The 16,472-nt window shown below is 46.1% G+C and carries 16 protein-coding genes; 11 read left to right on the top strand and 5 right to left on the bottom strand.

Annotation, left to right across the window (positions count from 1 at the left end):
* Positions 1 to 187: 187 nt before the first annotated feature.
* From hemE to BN1546_RS02635, 9 genes are all read left to right on the top strand, one after another.
* The gene (gene hemE, locus BN1546_RS02675; protein WP_058829389.1) at positions 188 to 1,243 is read left to right on the top strand and encodes a uroporphyrinogen decarboxylase; all 1,056 of its coding nucleotides are present in this window, start codon (positions 188 to 190) and stop codon (positions 1,241 to 1,243) included.
* Positions 1,244 to 1,265: 22 nt separating this feature from the next.
* On the top strand, positions 1,266 to 2,207 hold the full coding sequence (hemH, locus tag BN1546_RS02670; protein ID WP_058829390.1) for a ferrochelatase: 942 nt from the start codon (positions 1,266 to 1,268) through the stop codon (positions 2,205 to 2,207).
* A gap of 7 nt (positions 2,208 to 2,214) precedes the next feature.
* Positions 2,215 to 3,660 (top strand): protoporphyrinogen oxidase, encoded by a 1,446-nt coding sequence (gene hemY, locus BN1546_RS02665; protein ID WP_058829391.1) that lies wholly within the window; start codon positions 2,215 to 2,217, stop codon positions 3,658 to 3,660.
* 137 nt (positions 3,661 to 3,797) lie between these two features.
* On the top strand, positions 3,798 to 5,219 hold the full coding sequence (locus tag BN1546_RS02660; RefSeq protein ID WP_058829392.1) for a CapA family protein: 1,422 nt from the start codon (positions 3,798 to 3,800) through the stop codon (positions 5,217 to 5,219).
* A gap of 81 nt (positions 5,220 to 5,300) precedes the next feature.
* Entirely contained in the window at positions 5,301 to 6,071 is a 771-nt protein-coding gene (locus tag BN1546_RS02655) for a glycerophosphodiester phosphodiesterase (protein ID WP_040101666.1), read from the top strand.
* A 38-nt stretch (positions 6,072 to 6,109) separates the two neighbouring features.
* Complete coding sequence (locus BN1546_RS02650; protein ID WP_040101665.1) at positions 6,110 to 6,733, top strand: fumarylacetoacetate hydrolase family protein; 624 nt, start codon at positions 6,110 to 6,112, stop codon at positions 6,731 to 6,733.
* A 162-nt stretch (positions 6,734 to 6,895) separates the two neighbouring features.
* Positions 6,896 to 7,702 carry a DUF92 domain-containing protein gene (locus tag BN1546_RS02645; RefSeq protein WP_058829393.1) on the top strand — a complete coding sequence of 269 codons (807 nt, stop codon included), beginning with the start codon at positions 6,896 to 6,898 and terminating at the stop codon, positions 7,700 to 7,702.
* 67 nt (positions 7,703 to 7,769) lie between these two features.
* Entirely contained in the window at positions 7,770 to 8,348 is a 579-nt protein-coding gene (locus tag BN1546_RS02640) for a TetR/AcrR family transcriptional regulator (RefSeq protein WP_090735817.1), read from the top strand.
* Positions 8,349 to 8,470: 122 nt separating this feature from the next.
* Positions 8,471 to 10,420, top strand: coding sequence for an ABC-F family ATP-binding cassette domain-containing protein (locus BN1546_RS02635; protein WP_090735814.1), 1,950 nt, complete (start codon positions 8,471 to 8,473; stop codon positions 10,418 to 10,420).
* A gap of 92 nt (positions 10,421 to 10,512) precedes the next feature.
* Here BN1546_RS02635 and BN1546_RS02630 read toward each other — a convergent pair whose 3' ends face one another.
* The 5 genes from BN1546_RS02630 to BN1546_RS02610 all read right to left on the bottom strand — a co-directional run bounded on the left by BN1546_RS02630 (position 10,513) and on the right by BN1546_RS02610 (position 14,468).
* Positions 10,513 to 11,550, bottom strand: coding sequence for a M42 family metallopeptidase (locus tag BN1546_RS02630; RefSeq protein ID WP_058829396.1), 1,038 nt, complete (start codon positions 11,548 to 11,550; stop codon positions 10,513 to 10,515).
* 13 nt (positions 11,551 to 11,563) lie between these two features.
* Positions 11,564 to 11,986 (bottom strand): LapA family protein, encoded by a 423-nt coding sequence (locus BN1546_RS02625; RefSeq protein ID WP_013370479.1) that lies wholly within the window; start codon positions 11,984 to 11,986, stop codon positions 11,564 to 11,566.
* A gap of 56 nt (positions 11,987 to 12,042) precedes the next feature.
* Positions 12,043 to 13,839 carry an oligoendopeptidase F gene (pepF, locus tag BN1546_RS02620; protein WP_058829397.1) on the bottom strand — a complete coding sequence of 599 codons (1,797 nt, stop codon included), beginning with the start codon at positions 13,837 to 13,839 and terminating at the stop codon, positions 12,043 to 12,045.
* Between the two features lie 199 nt (positions 13,840 to 14,038).
* On the bottom strand, positions 14,039 to 14,227 hold the full coding sequence (locus BN1546_RS02615; protein WP_013370481.1) for a hypothetical protein: 189 nt from the start codon (positions 14,225 to 14,227) through the stop codon (positions 14,039 to 14,041).
* Positions 14,228 to 14,234: 7 nt separating this feature from the next.
* Positions 14,235 to 14,468, bottom strand: a complete 234-nt coding sequence (locus BN1546_RS02610) for a hypothetical protein (protein ID WP_014599632.1) — start codon at positions 14,466 to 14,468, stop codon at positions 14,235 to 14,237.
* A gap of 173 nt (positions 14,469 to 14,641) precedes the next feature.
* On the opposite strand from BN1546_RS02610, the gene BN1546_RS02605 reads away from it, so the two are divergent.
* A complete protein-coding gene (locus tag BN1546_RS02605) occupies positions 14,642 to 14,839 on the top strand; it encodes a cold shock domain-containing protein (RefSeq protein WP_013370483.1) in 198 nt (65 codons plus the stop codon).
* Between the two features lie 209 nt (positions 14,840 to 15,048).
* Positions 15,049 to 16,464: an MATE family efflux transporter gene (locus BN1546_RS02600; RefSeq protein ID WP_058829398.1), complete on the top strand. Its 1,416-nt coding sequence runs from the start codon at positions 15,049 to 15,051 to the stop codon at positions 16,462 to 16,464.
* Positions 16,465 to 16,472 lie beyond the last annotated feature (8 nt).

Genomic DNA, 16,472 nt, shown 5'->3' with positions numbered 1-16,472 from the left:
TACTTATTCATGCATAACTTTCCCGGAGCTTTAAAAAAGCCATTTCTCTAGTATAGCACACTTCATTGAAACTTTATCCAAATGTCATGGGTTTGTCATGGTTTGTTTGAGAGCGGCGGTTGTTACGACTCTTGAAAAAGGGCATAATAAAATATAGTATTTATGATTCGAACTGGAGGCTGAAGTCATGACCTACAATGATACTTTTATCCGCGCTTGCCGCAAGCAAGCTGTGGATCATATTCCCGTATGGTACATGCGGCAGGCCGGAAGGTATGACCCTGAGTATCGCAAAATTAAGGAAAAATACACGCTGCTTGAAATTTGCCGCCAGCCCGAGTTGGCCGCAGAAGTAACGTTGATGCCCGTGCGCAAGCTTGGGGTGGACGCTGCAATTTTATATTCTGATATTATGAATCCGGTAGCCTCGCTAGGGGTTGATTTTGATATTGTCAAAAATATTGGCCCGGTTATTGATAATCCGCTCCGTACAGCTGCAGACGTAGACAACTTGCGTCCGATTGATGTAGAACGCGATTTGGGTCATATTTTGGAAACCATCCGTATTTTAGACCGTGAGTTGAACGTGCCATTGATCACGTTTGCTGGGGCGCCTTTTACTATTGCCAGCTATTTAATAGAAGGAAGACCCTCCAAGGGATATATTCGCACCAAAGCGATGATGTATGGAGAGCCTGAACTATGGCATCGTTTGATGGATAAGCTAGGGGATATGGTTATTACATACGTGCGGGCCCATATCGCTAACGGTGGTAAGGCTTTTCAATTGTTTGATAGCTGGGTAGGTGCACTCTCGCCTTATGATTTTCAAACTTTTGTATTGCCGACCATTGTACGTATTTTCCATGAGTTATCTGATCTGAATGTGCCTAAAATTTATTTTCCGGGCGTAAGCTCTGGTGAATTGCTTCCGCATTTGAGCGGGGTAAAAGCCGATGTGATTGGACTGGACTGGCGGGTAAGTATACCTGAAGGCCGTCGTCGCTTGGGTAACAGTTTTGGAGTGCAGGGCAATTTGGACCCTTATGTGCTTACTGCGCCGATGAATGTGATTAAGCAGTATGCAAAAAAAATTGTAGATGAAGGCCTTCTGGAGCCGGGCTATATTTTCAATCTCGGTCACGGCTTATTTCCTGAAGCCTCGCTAGATAAGCTAAGAGAGCTTACCGATTATGTACATGAGTATTCTCGCTCTGTTTTGTCAAAAAGTGAACACAACTAGAAAAGATAAGAGGGATCTGCTAATGAAAACCAAAGTGGGTGTACTGGTCATGTCCTACGGGACGCCGGAGAGTCTGGACCAGGTTGAAGCGTATTATACACATATTCGCCGTGGTCATGCTCCCTCGCCGGAGCAGTTAAAAGAATTAAAAGATCGCTACGAAGCCATTGTGGGTGGCGTGTTTCCGTTGCGTCAGAATACAGATCGACAGGTCCACAACTTGCAGGAAACCTTAAATCAGGAAAATCGCAACCCGGACATAGAATTTGTCTGTTATCAGGGGCTCAAACACGCCAAGCCGTTTATTGAGGACGGTATCGAAGCGATGGTGCAAGATGGCATTCGTACGGCGGTGGGTGTCGTGCTGGCTCCGCATTATTCCGTTATGAGTGTAGGCTCTTATATCAAGCGTGCACAGGCTAAGGCACAGGAACTGGATCTGGCCATATCGTTTGTGGAGAGCTATTATCTTCATCCCAAGCTGATCAAGACGCTGACTGAGCGTGTGAACGCAAAACTGGCGCTTTTTGAAGAAGCGGGAGCCAAGCGGGACGAGGTTCGTGTTCTGTTCAGTGCGCATAGCTTGCCTGAGCGGATTTTGGCTATGGGTGATCCATATGTGGAGCAGTTAATGGCTACTTCGCAGGCTGTTGCGGATAAGGCGGGAATTACCAACTGGCAGTTTACGTGGCAAAGTGCCGGCCGTACAGCTGAACCGTGGCTGGGACCAGATATTTTGGATACCATGCACAGTCTTAAGGAAGCGCAAGTGGAGTATGTGCTGGCTGCGCCAGTTGGCTTTGTTTCTGATCACTTAGAGGTGTTATACGACCTGGATATTGAAGCACAGGCTTTGGCGAAAGAATTGGATATGCGTTTTCAGCGTATTGATTCACTCAACAGTGACCCACTGTATATGGAGACGCTTAGTGATGTCATCATAGACCAATGGAAAAAGGGATGAGGACATAATGGAGCAAAAGTTACGTAATATTGTAATTGTAGGTGGAGGCTTGACCGGGCTTAGCACTGCTTTTTATACACGAAAAATGTACAAAGAAGCTGGCTACACACCTCGAATTACGCTGGTGGAGAAAGCTTCCGCGCTAGGCGGAAAAATTGAAACATTGCATAAAGATGGTTTTGTCATAGAAAAGGGGCCAGATTCCTTTCTGGCCCGTAAAACGGCCATGATAGATCTGGCAAAAGAGTTGGAGCTGGATCATGAGCTGGTAAGCACGAACCCTGAAGCTAAAAAGACATATATTTTGCATGAAGGTCAGCTTCATCCGATGCCTCCTGGGCTGGTGCTGGGCATTCCAACAGAGCTAAAACCATTTTTACGCAGTGGCTTGATCTCTTTAGGTGGAAAAATGCGGGCTATGATGGATTTTGTCATTCCGCCTCGACGTGAACCGGGAGATGAGGCGCTGGGTGATTTTATTGAACGCCGACTGGGCAAAGAAGTGCTAGAGAATGTAACCGAGCCACTGCTGGCGGGAATCTATGCTGCCAACATGAAGACGCTAAGTTTGCAGGCAACTTTTCCACAGTTTGCAGAGGTGGAGCAGCAATACGGAAGCCTTATTCACGGGATGAGGACAGGTCGAAAACCAGCTGAAACACATACGGGTACGAAAAAAAGCGCCTTTTTGACCTTCCGTCAAGGCTTGCAAAGTTTGGTGCATGCGTTGCTGAATGATTTGTACGACTGTGATTTACGCACCGGAATTGCTGTTACAGAATTCACAAAGACAACGGAAACTAAAGGAAGTCCCTATTGCGTTATGTTGGACAATGGAGAGACGCTGGAGGCAGATGATATTTTTGTAACGACTCCCAATTTTGCTGCTGCGCCGCTATTGCGAGATCATGTAAATGTGTCTGCACTGGAAGCTGTTAATTACGTCTCCGTAGCGAACGTGGTCATGGCCTTTGATAAAACAGATATTGAGAACGTCTTTGACGGCTCCGGTTTTCTGGTTCCTCGCAAAGAAGGACGTAGTGTCACAGCTTGTACTTGGACGTCCGCCAAGTGGCTACATACCAGCCCGGATGATAAGGTGCTGTTGCGTTGTTATGTAGGGCGAGCAGGAGCTGAAGAAACAGTAGACTTACCGGATAATGAGCTGATTGCGGTGGTACGTAAGGATTTGAAAGAGATGATGGGAGTTACAGCAACTCCGCTGTTCACGGAAATTACACGTCTTCGTAATTCCATGCCGCAATACCCGGTAGGGCACCCACAAGCTATAGCTAATCTGCGGGAAGAGCTACGCAGTGCGATGCCAGGGGTGTACGTTTTAGGCGCTGGCTATGATGCAATCGGTTTGCCGGACTGCATCCGTCAGGCTAAGGAATGGGCCTCCAAGGCTGTCCACACAGCACAACGGGAAGCCGTCAAGGTCCAGGTATAAATGTTCGATAATGAACCCTTCGCGATCCAGGCGAGGGGTTCTATTTATATAGAAATTTGATATATAATGGAGAAGGTGTAAAAGTCGCCAGCTAATAAGGAATGCATGTATATGGAATAGCATAGAAGGAGTGAAGAATGTACCCTCCCAGGTCACAGAGAAATGAAGGTCGAAAGAGAGCAAGAAAACCAAAAATAGGAAAGGCATGGATCATTACGAATCTGGTCTTGCTGTTCATGATTGTAGGACTTTTCGGTTATTATTACATATTTGAACACGATAGTAGTGGTTCTCTTGCGGAAAACGCCAAGTATTCGCAAACTGAAAAGAACATCCAAACGGGGTCTGCTAATGATGAGAATTCTACTCCCTCAGGAAGTGAAGATGTTAATGAAACGAAGGACGCTACTGTTCCAGACACAAGTAGTCGTCCCGTAACAACGCCCGACACCAATGCCTCCGAAGGCAGCTCTTCAGGAGCAAAATCATCTTCGGAGAAAGACGGGCAAGCACAGGAGGATTCGCCAAATAAGGATGTAAACAACGATGATGCACCCACCGAGAAGAGGGGAACGAAGGATGTCATAAAATCAAACACGGACGATGGGAATTCTCCAGCAGTTATCCTTCACTTCATAGGGGATGTGCAGTTCTCTGGTAAAGTTGAGCAGCGGTTGGAGCAGAACGGATTTGATTATCCATACCAATATCTCGGAAGCTTGTTCCATAAAGACGATCTGACGATTGCCAATCTGGAAACACCGGTGACTACTAATGGCGTCGGTGCGTTAAATAAAACGTATGTGTATAAATCTTCGCCCAAGGCGCTAACTGCAATGGCAGTGGCAGGGGTCGATGCTGTAAATTTGGCCAACAATCATATTTTGGATCAGGGGACAAGCGGATTACTGGATACCCTGAAATATTTGGATGAAAAGGGTATAGCCCATGCTGGAGCTGGACGCAATGCTAAAGAAGCGTATGCACCGCATTATTTTGAACGTAACGGGATTAAAATTGCGTTGTTGGGGGCTACACGTGTCATGCCTGAAGCCAACTGGAATGCGAGTGCCAAACAGCCCGGTGTAGCAGGGGCTTATGATTCGACCGCTATCGTAAAGTCTATTCGTGAGGCACGAAATCAGGCTGATTTGGTGATTGTAGTTGCCCATTGGGGCAAGGAGCGGGCAACTATACTTGAACCTCATCAAACGGAGTTATCTCACGCTTTTATTGATGCTGGGGCCGATCTGGTCATTGGCGGGCATCCTCATGTGCTGCAAGGGATGGAGCAATATAAAGGCAAATGGATTGCATACAGCACAGGCAATTTTATTTTTTCTAAATCAACGGTGCCAGCCACTTGGGATACAGCGATATTTCAGGCCACCTGTACCCGAAACGGGGACTGTAAGATGAAGCTGACCCCTTACCGGGCGGAGCTGGGTCAACCGATCCCATTGAAAGATGTGGAGGCCAGCAAAATTTTGCAGAAAGTAACTGCACTGTCACCAAGTAATGTCTCGATAGGTGTAGATGGTACGGTAAGCGCTCAATAGCAGTAAGAAAGAAATTATTAATATGGACATGGACGGAACGATTGTATGAACGACTCCTTTGTGAATGGAGGTCATAACGAGATGGATCATTTGTGCGTGGCTCACCGCGGTTTCTCGGGAATTGCTCCCGAGAACACGATGGCAGCTTTTAAGCTTGCGCTGGAACAGCCTTTTGTGCACTGGATTGAACTGGATGTACAGCTGTCAAAGGACGGTGTTCCTGTGGTCTTTCATGATTTTACGCTGGAGCGGACGACAAACGGTACGGGACGAGTAAAGGATGCAGACTGGAAACAATTGCAACGACTCGATGCAGGTAGCTGGAAAAATGCACAATATCACAGGGAACCTATTCCTTCCCTCGCCCAAGTGCTTGACTTGTGCCAGGGGCGTGTATCGCTCAATATTGAGCTCAAAACTGCTGGTGATATGTATCCCGGACTAGAGAAAGCCGTCCTACGTGAAATTATAATGAGGGGGATGGAGGCTGAGGTGGTCTTGACCTCTTTTGAGCGTGCGGCATTGTGCCGAGCAAAAGAACTGGCACCCGAAATCCGTACTGGACTGATTATCGATGCCCGTCCAGACGATTTGGCAAAGCAATTAGAAAATCTGCAATGTTCTTTTTTATCTATTGGCTATCCACGGATAGACCGAAAGCTCTTGAAAGATCTGATCGGAAGGGGTATTACGGTCATGGCGTGGACGGTGGATGACCGGCGTATCATGCGGAGATTGTCCTCATTACATCCTGAATTGATGATTTGCACTAATTGGCCGGATCGCTGGGAGCAGGTTTTTTTGCTTTCTAAGTCCCGGATGTGGCACTATATACGTAAACTTATTCGTTAATCAATTGGACTACATACGCGGAAGGGTGACGGATCGTAATGAACGTAGAAATTCGTAATGTTTATTGTGTCGGACGCAATTATAAGTTGCATGCGGAGGAACTGGGGAATGAGGTTCCCACAGAGCCGATGATTTTCTTGAAGCCGTCTCATGCGGTTGTGCCGCTGGATGGTGCTACGCTGGAGCTTCCTCAAGGTAAGGGAGATATTCATTTTGAGACTGAACTGGTTGTCGCTGTAGGCCGTAACTACGAACCAGGCATGACCGCAGATGTGTGTCTGAACGCTTTTGCATTTGGCATTGATTTTACCCTGCGTGATGTACAAAGTACGCTCAAGAAAAAAGGCCACCCGTGGACTGCTGCCAAAGGCTTTAAATCGTCTGCACCTGTGACACCGTTCTTGCCTTTGGAGAGCTTGGACGTGCTGGAGCAGCAGGATTTTTCCTTATTCAAAAATGGACAAGAGGTGCAGCGTGGGCATGTCAAGGACATGATCTTTTCCATCCAGCACATCGTTGAATATATAGCGACTCAATATGGACTAGGTAAGGGAGATATTATTTTTACTGGCACTCCGGCGGGTGTAGGGCCTACAACGAGCGGGGACCACTTTGAGCTTTACTGGGGGAGTGAGCGTCAGGGAAGCTTCACCATCGGCTAAATCTACAGTGGCAATAATAAAGATACTTAAAAAAGTCTTGTGAAGGCCGTGTCCTGTGCGAAAGCATGGAGCACGGCTTTTATATAAGCGTACAGCATTGTACAATGATATACAGAACTACAAGCGAAAAACAGAGATTCATCTCAAATGCGGGGGTATATCATGGACTGGATCATCGGATTGCTTTCCGCTGCTGTGGTAGCGGGGGCTGCATTTTATAAAAAATCTTTAACCTTATCCGGCTTTGCTGCGGCTGTACTGATGGGAACTGTGTATTATGGGGCGGGCAACCTGTTTTGGTTTGGTACATTGCTCTTATTCTTTATCACGTCCACCCTATTGTCGAGGTTCAAAAAGGAACGCAAGGCTGAGCTCGAAAAATCGTATGCCAAAACAGGCAATCGGGATGCAGGGCAAGTATGGGCTAATGGGGGATTAGGCATGCTGCTATGCCTAGGTTATGCGATATGGCCTCATGTTGCCTGGCAACTGGCATTTGTCGGTGTTATGGCTACGGTCACCTCCGATACGTGGGCAACAGAATTTGGAAGCCTGAGTCGTAAGCCGCCTCGTTCGGTGCTTACCGGGAAGGTGCTGGCACCCGGAACCTCAGGAGGAGTATCTGTATTAGGAACGGCTGCGGCCTTGGCTGGTGGCATACTGATCGGTATTGGAGCATGGGGCTTTGGACACACCGTAGGAATGCCGGAATTGCCGTTATGGCTGTGGGCACTGATTGGGGGGATATCCGGCAGTGCCGGAGCTTTTGCTGATTCTTATCTTGGTGCTACGGTGCAATTGATGCGCTCCTGCCCAGTTTGCAAGCGGGAAGTAGAAGTAGACACACATTGTGGACAAACGACAGTTTATATACGAGGTTGGCATTGGATGAGCAATGATCGGGTGAATAGTATTAGCTCTATTTTCGGAGGATTGGTCGCGCTTGCAGGCATTTTCTTTATACTCTGAACACGGGGCTGGAGATCGCTCTAGGGAATAACTGCGTGCTTCAATCATGGTTTCAGGAGGTGCAAAGATGGGTGAAATGCACGGAGATAAATATGAAGCTATTTTGAACGCTGCTTACACTGTCTTCGGCACCAAAGGCTTTTATGAAAGCAAAATTTCCGAAATTGCAGGACAAGCAGGTGTTGCTAAAGGCACGGTATACTTGTACTTTAAAAGTAAAGAGCAGCTATTTATAGCAGTCACACGTAGAGATTGCGAACAATACCTAGCCGAAATGCAAGACGCATTAGTCAATCGTACTTTGGGAGAGGGATTGCTGCGAATGGCGAGTTTGCATCTCCACTATTATTACAAACGCAAGCAGCATACTAAATTATTTTTTATGACTCCAAATAGTGATCCCGATCTCATAGAGTTTATGCGGGGATTTATTCAGGACTATACCGATCTGGTCAAAAATAAACTGGCGTCAGAGGGTGTATTGCAGCCCGAATTTCATGCGAAGGCATTCATTGGTATGATGGAACGCCTAAAAATGGATATTTTGTTGAATCAAGATTTCCGTGAATGTGACGTGGATCAGACGGCTGCATTGGCAGCTAATTTATTTATGCATGGCTGTGAAGCCGGAGTACAAAAATCCTGACATGTTGTCTTTGAAAACCGTACTGGCATTGTTCAGCTAACGGTTTTTTTTAATCATTGGCTGTGTCTGTGTTAAAATAGACAAGATGCATCACAAAATTGGGGAAGAGTAGGGAATCTGTAATGAATATTATGACCGTTGAACATATAACAAAAAGCTACGGCGAGAAAATGTTGTTCGAGGATGTTTCCTTTGGTATGGATGAGCGTGACAAAATAGGGGTTATTGGTGTAAATGGCACTGGAAAATCAACGTTTTTACGTGTAATTTCCGGCTTAGAGCCGCCAGATGAGGGTAATATTGCAGTGAACAACGATGTGCGAATTCAGTATCTGGCACAAAATCCGGAGTTTGATCCTGAAATGAAGGTACTCCAGCATATTTTTCATGGCAATCAGCCTGAAATGAAAGCAGTGCGTGAATATACGGAAACCATGGAGTTACTGGAGTTGAATCCGGGTAGCGAGGAGCTCCAAAACCGCCTGCTGCGAGCAAGCCAACAAATGGATACGTTCCAAGCATGGCAGCTGGAGAGCGAGGCCAAAAATATACTTACCCGACTGGGGATCACCCAGTTTGAGTCTCGAATGGGCGTTCTCTCCGGTGGTCAGCGTAAACGGGTTGCTTTGGCTGCGGCTTTGATCCAACCCTGTGAGCTGCTCATTCTGGACGAGCCTACCAACCATATTGATAATGATTCCGTTGCATGGTTGGAGCAATATTTGCAAAAAAGACGCGGTGCGTTATTAATGATCACGCATGATCGCTATTTTCTGGATAGAGTTGCTAATGTCATGTTAGAGCTGGATCATGGTCGCCTTTTCCGTTATGAGGCTAACTATACCCGTTTTCTGGAGCTGAAGGCAGAACGCGAGGAGCGGGAAGCGTCATCGGAACAAAAAAGGAAGAACCTGCTGCGTAATGAGCTGGCCTGGATTCGCCGAGGAGCAAAGGCACGTTCGACCAAGCAGAAAGCGCGTATTGACCGATATGAGGAGCTCAGGGATCAGCAACCGGAAGCTCGTTCTGGATCTGTAGATATGTCCGTCGCCTCCACACGCCTGGGTAAAAAGATTCTGGAGATCGAGGAGCTGTCCAAATCGGTAGATTCCCGCAAGCTGATTCAGGATTTGAGTTACATTGCGGTTCCTGGTGATCGTGTGGGCATCCTGGGACCTAACGGTAGTGGAAAATCCACTCTGCTCCAAATGATTGCTCAGCGTGTAGAACCAGATTCCGGCAGTGTTGTACTGGGACCGACTGTGAAGCTTGGTTATTTTACTCAAGAACATCAGGAAATGGACGAATCCTTGCGTGTCATTGAATATATTAAGGAAGAAGCCGAAGTGATTCGTACGGCAGACGGTTCGACGATTACAGCTGCGCAGATGCTGGAACGGTTTCTGTTTGCACCAAGCGCGCAATGGACGGTTATTTCTCGTTTATCTGGGGGCGAAAAACGTCGCTTGTATCTGCTACGTGTCCTTATGTCCGCACCGAATGTACTACTGTTGGATGAACCGACAAATGATCTTGATATTCAGACTCTTTCCGTTTTGGAAGACTATCTGGATGAGTTCCCGGGCGTAGTTTTTATCGTTTCTCATGATCGCTATTTCCTGGATCGGACCGTGGACAAAATACTGGCTTTCGAAGGGAATGGGCAAGTACGTGTACATGTAGGCGACTATAGCGAGTATGCAGAATGGATCAGTAAAAATGCTCAATCTTCTGCGAATACGTCTGACTCGACGGGTACAGCTTCCTCGAATCGTTCTTCTACGCCTAAGTCTGCTGGTTCTTCCGATTCAGTCAAGGGGACAAGTAAACCCAAGCTTAAATTTACCTTTAAGGAACAGCGGGAATATGAGCAGATTGAAGAGCTGATTGAACAAGCCGAACAGAAATTGGCCGATATTCAGCGACAGATGGAGGAATCTTTCAGCGATTCGGCACGATTGCAGGAGCTCATGGCTGAGCAAGCGAAGGCCGAACAGCATCTAGAGTACCAAATGGAACGCTGGACCTATTTGAATGAGCTAGCCGAGCAAATTGAACAAAGTAAATCTTAAAAAATACAAAAGCAAGTCTCCATTTAGATGGAGGCTTGCTTTTTTGTAGAAATAGAAGTATGTGCACCTGTTTTCCATGCAGCATAAAATGGTTAAGCTGTTACATAAGCCGCGAGCAGACGGGCAGTGTTCACTACGGCCTGCTTATGCGTGCGTTCCATTGCGTGAGAGGCGTGTACGCCAGGTCCGATCAGTGCAGCACGAATGTTATTGCCTGCTTTAAGCGCAGCCGAAGCGTCTGAGCCATAGTGTGGATAAATATCTACCGCATACGGAATATTCAGTTCCTTAGCCAGCTCAATCAGACGGGTTGTCATGTTGTAGTCGTAAGGACCTGAGGAGTCTTTGGCACAGATGGAAACGTCCGTTTCCTTGCAGCTTAGATCTTCACCTATGCAGCCCATGTCGACAGCAATCATCTCACTGATTCCTTCGGGTATGTAAGCCGCTCCATGCCCCACTTCTTCATAGTTGGAAATGAGCAATTTAACAGTATGTCGAGGCTTCCAGCCTCCATGTACAGATGATTCTAATAAACCAAACAGTGCCGCTACGCTGGCTTTATCATCCAAGTGCCGCGACTTGATAAAGCCACTGGGAGTTACGACTGGGCGCGCATCGAACGAAATAAAATCGCCCACCGAGATACCGAGCTGAAGCATGTCTTCTTTCGACTCGACAAGCTCGTCAACCCGTACCTCCATATGGCTCTCCTTACGCTCAAAGCTTCGTGCATCATCATAAACGTGCACGGATGGGTGGCTGGATAGAATAGTGCCCGTATAGGTTTGTCCGCTTCTGGTATGAATAAGGCAGTATTCGTTCTCAATGCTGTTCATCATGAAGCCGCCCACAGATGTCAGGCGTAGGGTACCTTGTGCTGTAATCGAACGTACCATTGCGCCCAATGTATCCACATGCGCGCTAAGCGCCACTGTACGGTCCGTTGCTTGACCTTCCAGAGTCAGGATAGCACCGCCTTTTGCATTCCATTCGAGGGGTATCCCTAGTTTTTCGGCTTCCTTACGAATCAGCTCCATTACATGATGTGTATATCCACTGGGGCTAGGCGTGTTCAAAAGCTGATTTAAAAGGCTCATGATATAGTTTTCATTTAATTGAATTGTCATTTGTTGCTCCTCCTCATTTGGACAACCGATCAGGGTTAGAGGACGATTGCTCTATACCTGGGTCGGATGTAGACACCGTGCTGGAAGAACCAGTCGTGTCACTGGACACATTCGCATATGCTTCGACTGCCGATGTGTGCTCTTCTTGTAGTGTATGAAGCTGATTAGTCAGACGTTTAATCTCTCTCTGAAGCCTATATTGGCGGAAGATACCGAAAGAACCGACAATAAGTCCACCTAAAAGAGTGCAACCGAGAATAAGTAGAATCAAAGGGATGCTAACCCTACTAAACAGAAGGTTCACTTGAACCGAATTGACATTAATAACAGCAAAAACAGCTGTTAACAAAGCTATAACAAGTGCTGCGATTAAAGACCATTGTGTTTTCAAAATGCCACCTCCTTCCGTTACATTATAAAATCCCTTGTCCGCCATGGACAAGGGATTTATCCGTGCATCTTTTTAATGCGGGATTCTAAGTGTGCACGGTTTTACTTTCCTTCAGTTAGTTTTTCCATTTCCGTAATGACTTCCTCAAATACGCTCATTGCTTCGCGAATCGGCTGCGGTGAGGACATGTCAACGCCAGCTTTCTTCAAAATATTGATTGAATAATCACTGCCACCGCTCTTTAGGAAGCCTAAGTAACGGTCAACGGCTGGCTGGCCTTCTTCCAGAATCTGTTTCGAAAAACTGGTTGCTGCCGAGAAGCCGGTAGCATATTTGTAGACATAAAAGCTGTTATAAAAATGAGGGATTCGTGCCCATTCTATTTCTATGTCTTTGTCTACCTTCATGCCAGGTCCGTGATATTTCACATTCAGATCATAGTAAATCTCCGACAAAAGCTGCGGTGTAAGGGATTCTCCCTGTTCAGCACGCTCATGTACAATCTTCTCGAATTCCGCAAACATCGTTTGACGGAATACCGTTGTACGGAATTGGTCCGCATAATAGGTGAGGAGGTACATTTTCTCTTTTGGATCGGTAGATTTGTTCAGCAAGTAATCCATCAGCAAGGCTTCATTAGTAGTGGAAGCCACTTCAGCCAGGAAAATAGTATACTGTGCATCTCGGTACTTCAATGCGTTGTCTGAATAGTACGAATGCAGCGCATGCCCCATTTCATGTGCAAGCGTGAACATGCTGTTCAGGTTATCTTTATGGTTCAGAAGCACATAAGGGTGGGTGCCATAAGCTCCCCAGCTATAGGCGCCTGTACGTTTATTTTCATTTTCATACACATCAATCCAGCGCTCATCATAGCCTTTTTGCAATGAAGCCAGATAGTCCTCGCCCAGAGGCTTAAGGCCTTCTTTGGTTTGCTTTTTGGCGTCCTCATACGTAATATCCATCTTATATTCGTCCACAAGCGGAGCAAATAAATCATACATATGTAGCTCATCCACACCTAGCAGCTTTTTACGCAGCTTGATATAACGGTGAAGCAGGGGCAAGCTTTCATGAATCGTATCAATAAGATTCGTATACACTTCCTTCGGAATATTGTCGCCGTATAGTGACATTTCCAGTACGGAAGGGTATTTGCGAACACGAGAATAAAAAATATTTTTGTTCACATTGGCACTCAATGTAGAAGCAATCGTATTTTTATTTTTGGCATATGTGTCATATACCGCTTTAAAAGCACGTTCACGTACTTCGCGGTGTGGACTTTCGAGAAATTGAATGTAGCTGCCATGAGTCAGCTCGACCTCTTTGCCATGCTCATCCTTGATTTTCGGAAACTTCAGATCCGCGTTATTGAGCATCCCAAAAATCGTTTGCGGGGCTTGAGCCAGATTGCCAACCTGAGCGAGCAGCGCTTCTTCTGTTTTGCCCAAAACATGTGCTTTTTCCCGCTTCATTTCTTGAAGTGTGAACTTATAATCCGAAAGCTTCGGATCTTCAATGAAGGCATCAAGCTGAGAATCTGGCAGCGCCAAAATTTCAGGTGTGACGAATGATAGGGACTCGCTGACTTCAACGCCTAGCTTTTTAGCTTTTTGCGAAAGACCTTGATATGTAGGTTCAGCCGTATCTTCATCATGATGAAGATGGGCATACACATATACACGCTCAGTTTTGAGCGACAGCTCATCTTCGAGTTTGAAGCAGTTGCCAATCGCTTCGGCTGAATTGAGCTTGCCCTGAAATTGAGCAGCCTTTTTGGCCAATTGTTTGACTTCTTCGTATTCTTGATCCCATGCCTTGCGGTTGGGGAACAGGTCTTCCAGTTTCCATGTATTTTCCACTGGTGCATCAGCGCGTTTTACAATTTCACTCATGGAGAGCCTCCTCTGATCGAACGTAATGTGGGATAGAGCTGCGGCGGTAAGGGGCGGATGCCAAAACGAAGAAACCGCCACGCTTACTGTAAGCAGCAGGGCAAGAGGTTTTACAGGATGCATGTAACGGCATATCCTCCTTATACCATGGCTTGTTATACCATAGTATGACCTTTTGCCCCTGAAAGTATAATTTTCCTTACTGTGGGTTGGAACCTATATTTAATAAGCTGTATACAATAAGATAAAAGGCAAGGCAAATCATGATTACGGCAGTGAGGGCCATCCACTTTTTGAGAGGAGCCGGTATCGTTTCACGCTTCATGATCAGCACTCCGCCCAGCGTGAAGGCCAGAATAATGAAGATGAGATAGCTGTTGGACACCATGAATAGGCTACACCTGTTTGAAAGCGTTCATGATCCGCTGCCACTCTTCCTCATTATCTTGAAAGGATTGCTTGGGAAAACGATTTTCAGCCCAATGCATAAGCGCAGGACGGCTCAAAAACGTGTGGGCTTCCTCGCCCCAATCATCAGATATTTCCCGCAAAACGATGTAACGGCCCTGCACCTCGACAGTCATCATATTCCACTTGTCTTTTTTGTATATTTCGTGTTTTTTCATCATATGCATGTCTCCGATTTTATAGATGTTTTGGTTCATGATACCGCAGTTTCCGCCGCAAAAGCAAATCATTCCAGACCGTAAAACCCGGAAAAACACCAATTGCAATGTGAAAAAGCATGAAGTATAATATGGATATTCGCCATAGATGGCGGTATTTTTAGGAGGTTGTTCACTTGAAAGGTACAGTTAAATGGTTTAACGCAGAAAAAGGTTATGGCTTCATTCAAGTTGAGGGTGGCGAGGATGTATTTGTACACTTCTCCGCAATCCAAGGCGACGGTTTTAAAACTTTGGAAGAAGGTCAAGAGGTTGAATTCGAAATTACTGAAGGCAACCGTGGACCACAAGCAGCTAACGTAATCAAACTGTAAGTGTAACTGAATTGTAAGAAATGTTCCGTTTTTACGGATGTCTTATATATTACGGTTAAACGATGAATTGAGAGCGCAGTTCCTTACATTTAAGGAGCTGCGCTTTTTTGCGTAAAAACGTTTGTGAAATGAGAAGATTGAGCTGGAATAGGGTATTATACGTAATAAAACTAAATATGAGTTATTGTAAGTTGAAAGGAGTTGAGAAAATGAGTGCAGCAGAGGCTAATTGTAATCCTTCCCTGATTGAAGGCCCCATTGCCAAAACACTGTTTATGTTCTCTTTGCCGATGCTGTTCGGAAATATTCTGCAATCCTTGAATGGAACGATTAATTCAATCTGGGTTGGGAAGTTTCTGGGAGAAGCTGCGTTGACTGCCGCTTCGAACGGAAATATTATAATGTTCTTTCTGATCAGTTCGATTTTTGGGGTCACTATGGCGGCCACTATTCTGATCGGACAAAATATCGGAGCGGGTGACATAGCGGAAACGAAGCGTGTAGTAGGTACAAGCGCTGTCTTTTTCCTGGTGCTCGCTTTTGCTATAGGTATTATTGGTTTTTTGGGCTCACCTTGGATTCTTCATGTGCTCAATACGCCTGCCGAATCAGTCGATATGGCGATCACCTATACACGCATTATTTTCGCGGGTATGCCCTTTTTGTACGGCTATAACTACATCATGACCGTAATGAGAGGGGCTGGAGATTCCAAAACACCATTTTATTTTCTGCTCGTTTCCGTCGTACTGGATGTATTACTTAACCCACTACTCATATTCGGATGGGGACCGATTCCTGCTATGGGCATCGGAGGCTCTGCCGCAGCTACCCTGATTGCTCAAGGGATCAGCTTTGTGTTGATTCTCATTTACCTATATCGTGTAAAATATTTTCTGCGCATTACATCTTCAGAGCTTCACTTACTTCGATTTGATTGGAAGATTATTTGGACTCTTATTCGTAAGGGAGTTCCGATGGGACTGCAAATGATTGCTGTCTCTACCAGTGCGATTGCTTTAATGAATCTGATCAACGGTTACGGGACAGTCGCAGCGGCAGCCTATACAGCAGCTAACAATTTGTCCAGCTATGTGCAGATGCCGGCCATGGCATTAGGTGCAGCTGTATCTTCCTTCGCCGCTCAAAATATCGGAGCCGGACGCTGGGATCGAGTACGCAGGACAACCTGGATTGGGATTGTATATAATTTTGTATTGACTGGTGGGGCTGTGGTACTCATTTACGTGTTTAACCGTCAAGCCTTGCTGATGTTTCTCCCTTCTACGGGAGGGGCATTGGAACTGGGTATGCAGATTAATCTGATCACGTTGTGGTCTTTTGTTATATTCGGTATTACCAATGTCATTACAGGCGTTGTTCGATCTACAGGCTCTGTAATGGTACCGCTTTTAATTACCATTATTTCATTATGGGGCATTCGTATACCTTTGGCCTATGCATTTGTCGATAAGTATGGTCTAGATGCTGTATGGTGGAGCTTTCCTGTTGGTTTTACGATCTCCGCCGTTGCAGTTATTTTCTACTACCTTTTCGGGAAATGGAAGCAGGCTAGCATGGGAGAGGGCAACCAAGGCATGAAGTTGGCAGAGGACAAGGGCTAGGTAGGACA

Source organism: Paenibacillus sp. Mc5Re-14, from assembly GCF_001049835.1.
Taxonomy (GTDB): domain Bacteria; phylum Bacillota; class Bacilli; order Paenibacillales; family Paenibacillaceae; genus Paenibacillus; species Paenibacillus polymyxa_C.
Note: the sequence above shows the minus strand (reverse complement) of the source record. Positions and strands in the feature narration are given on the sequence as shown.

Coding starts and splice junctions, on each gene's coding strand:
- hemE (WP_058829389.1), top strand. CDS start 188: ATGACCTACAATGATACTTTTATCCGCGCTTGCCGCAAGCAAGCTGTG.
- hemH (WP_058829390.1), top strand. CDS start 1,266: ATGAAAACCAAAGTGGGTGTACTGGTCATGTCCTACGGGACGCCGGAG.
- hemY (WP_058829391.1), top strand. CDS start 2,215: ATGGAGCAAAAGTTACGTAATATTGTAATTGTAGGTGGAGGCTTGACC.
- BN1546_RS02660 (WP_058829392.1), top strand. CDS start 3,798: ATGTACCCTCCCAGGTCACAGAGAAATGAAGGTCGAAAGAGAGCAAGA.
- BN1546_RS02655 (WP_040101666.1), top strand. CDS start 5,301: ATGGATCATTTGTGCGTGGCTCACCGCGGTTTCTCGGGAATTGCTCCC.
- BN1546_RS02650 (WP_040101665.1), top strand. CDS start 6,110: ATGAACGTAGAAATTCGTAATGTTTATTGTGTCGGACGCAATTATAAG.
- BN1546_RS02645 (WP_058829393.1), top strand. CDS start 6,896: ATGGACTGGATCATCGGATTGCTTTCCGCTGCTGTGGTAGCGGGGGCT.
- BN1546_RS02640 (WP_090735817.1), top strand. CDS start 7,770: ATGGGTGAAATGCACGGAGATAAATATGAAGCTATTTTGAACGCTGCT.
- BN1546_RS02635 (WP_090735814.1), top strand. CDS start 8,471: ATGAATATTATGACCGTTGAACATATAACAAAAAGCTACGGCGAGAAA.
- BN1546_RS02630 (WP_058829396.1), bottom strand. CDS start 11,550: ATGACAATTCAATTAAATGAAAACTATATCATGAGCCTTTTAAATCAG.
- BN1546_RS02625 (WP_013370479.1), bottom strand. CDS start 11,986: ATGGCGGACAAGGGATTTTATAATGTAACGGAAGGAGGTGGCATTTTG.
- pepF (WP_058829397.1), bottom strand. CDS start 13,839: ATGAGTGAAATTGTAAAACGCGCTGATGCACCAGTGGAAAATACATGG.
- BN1546_RS02615 (WP_013370481.1), bottom strand. CDS start 14,227: ATGGTGTCCAACAGCTATCTCATCTTCATTATTCTGGCCTTCACGCTG.
- BN1546_RS02610 (WP_014599632.1), bottom strand. CDS start 14,468: ATGATGAAAAAACACGAAATATACAAAAAAGACAAGTGGAATATGATG.
- BN1546_RS02600 (WP_058829398.1), top strand. CDS start 15,049: ATGAGTGCAGCAGAGGCTAATTGTAATCCTTCCCTGATTGAAGGCCCC.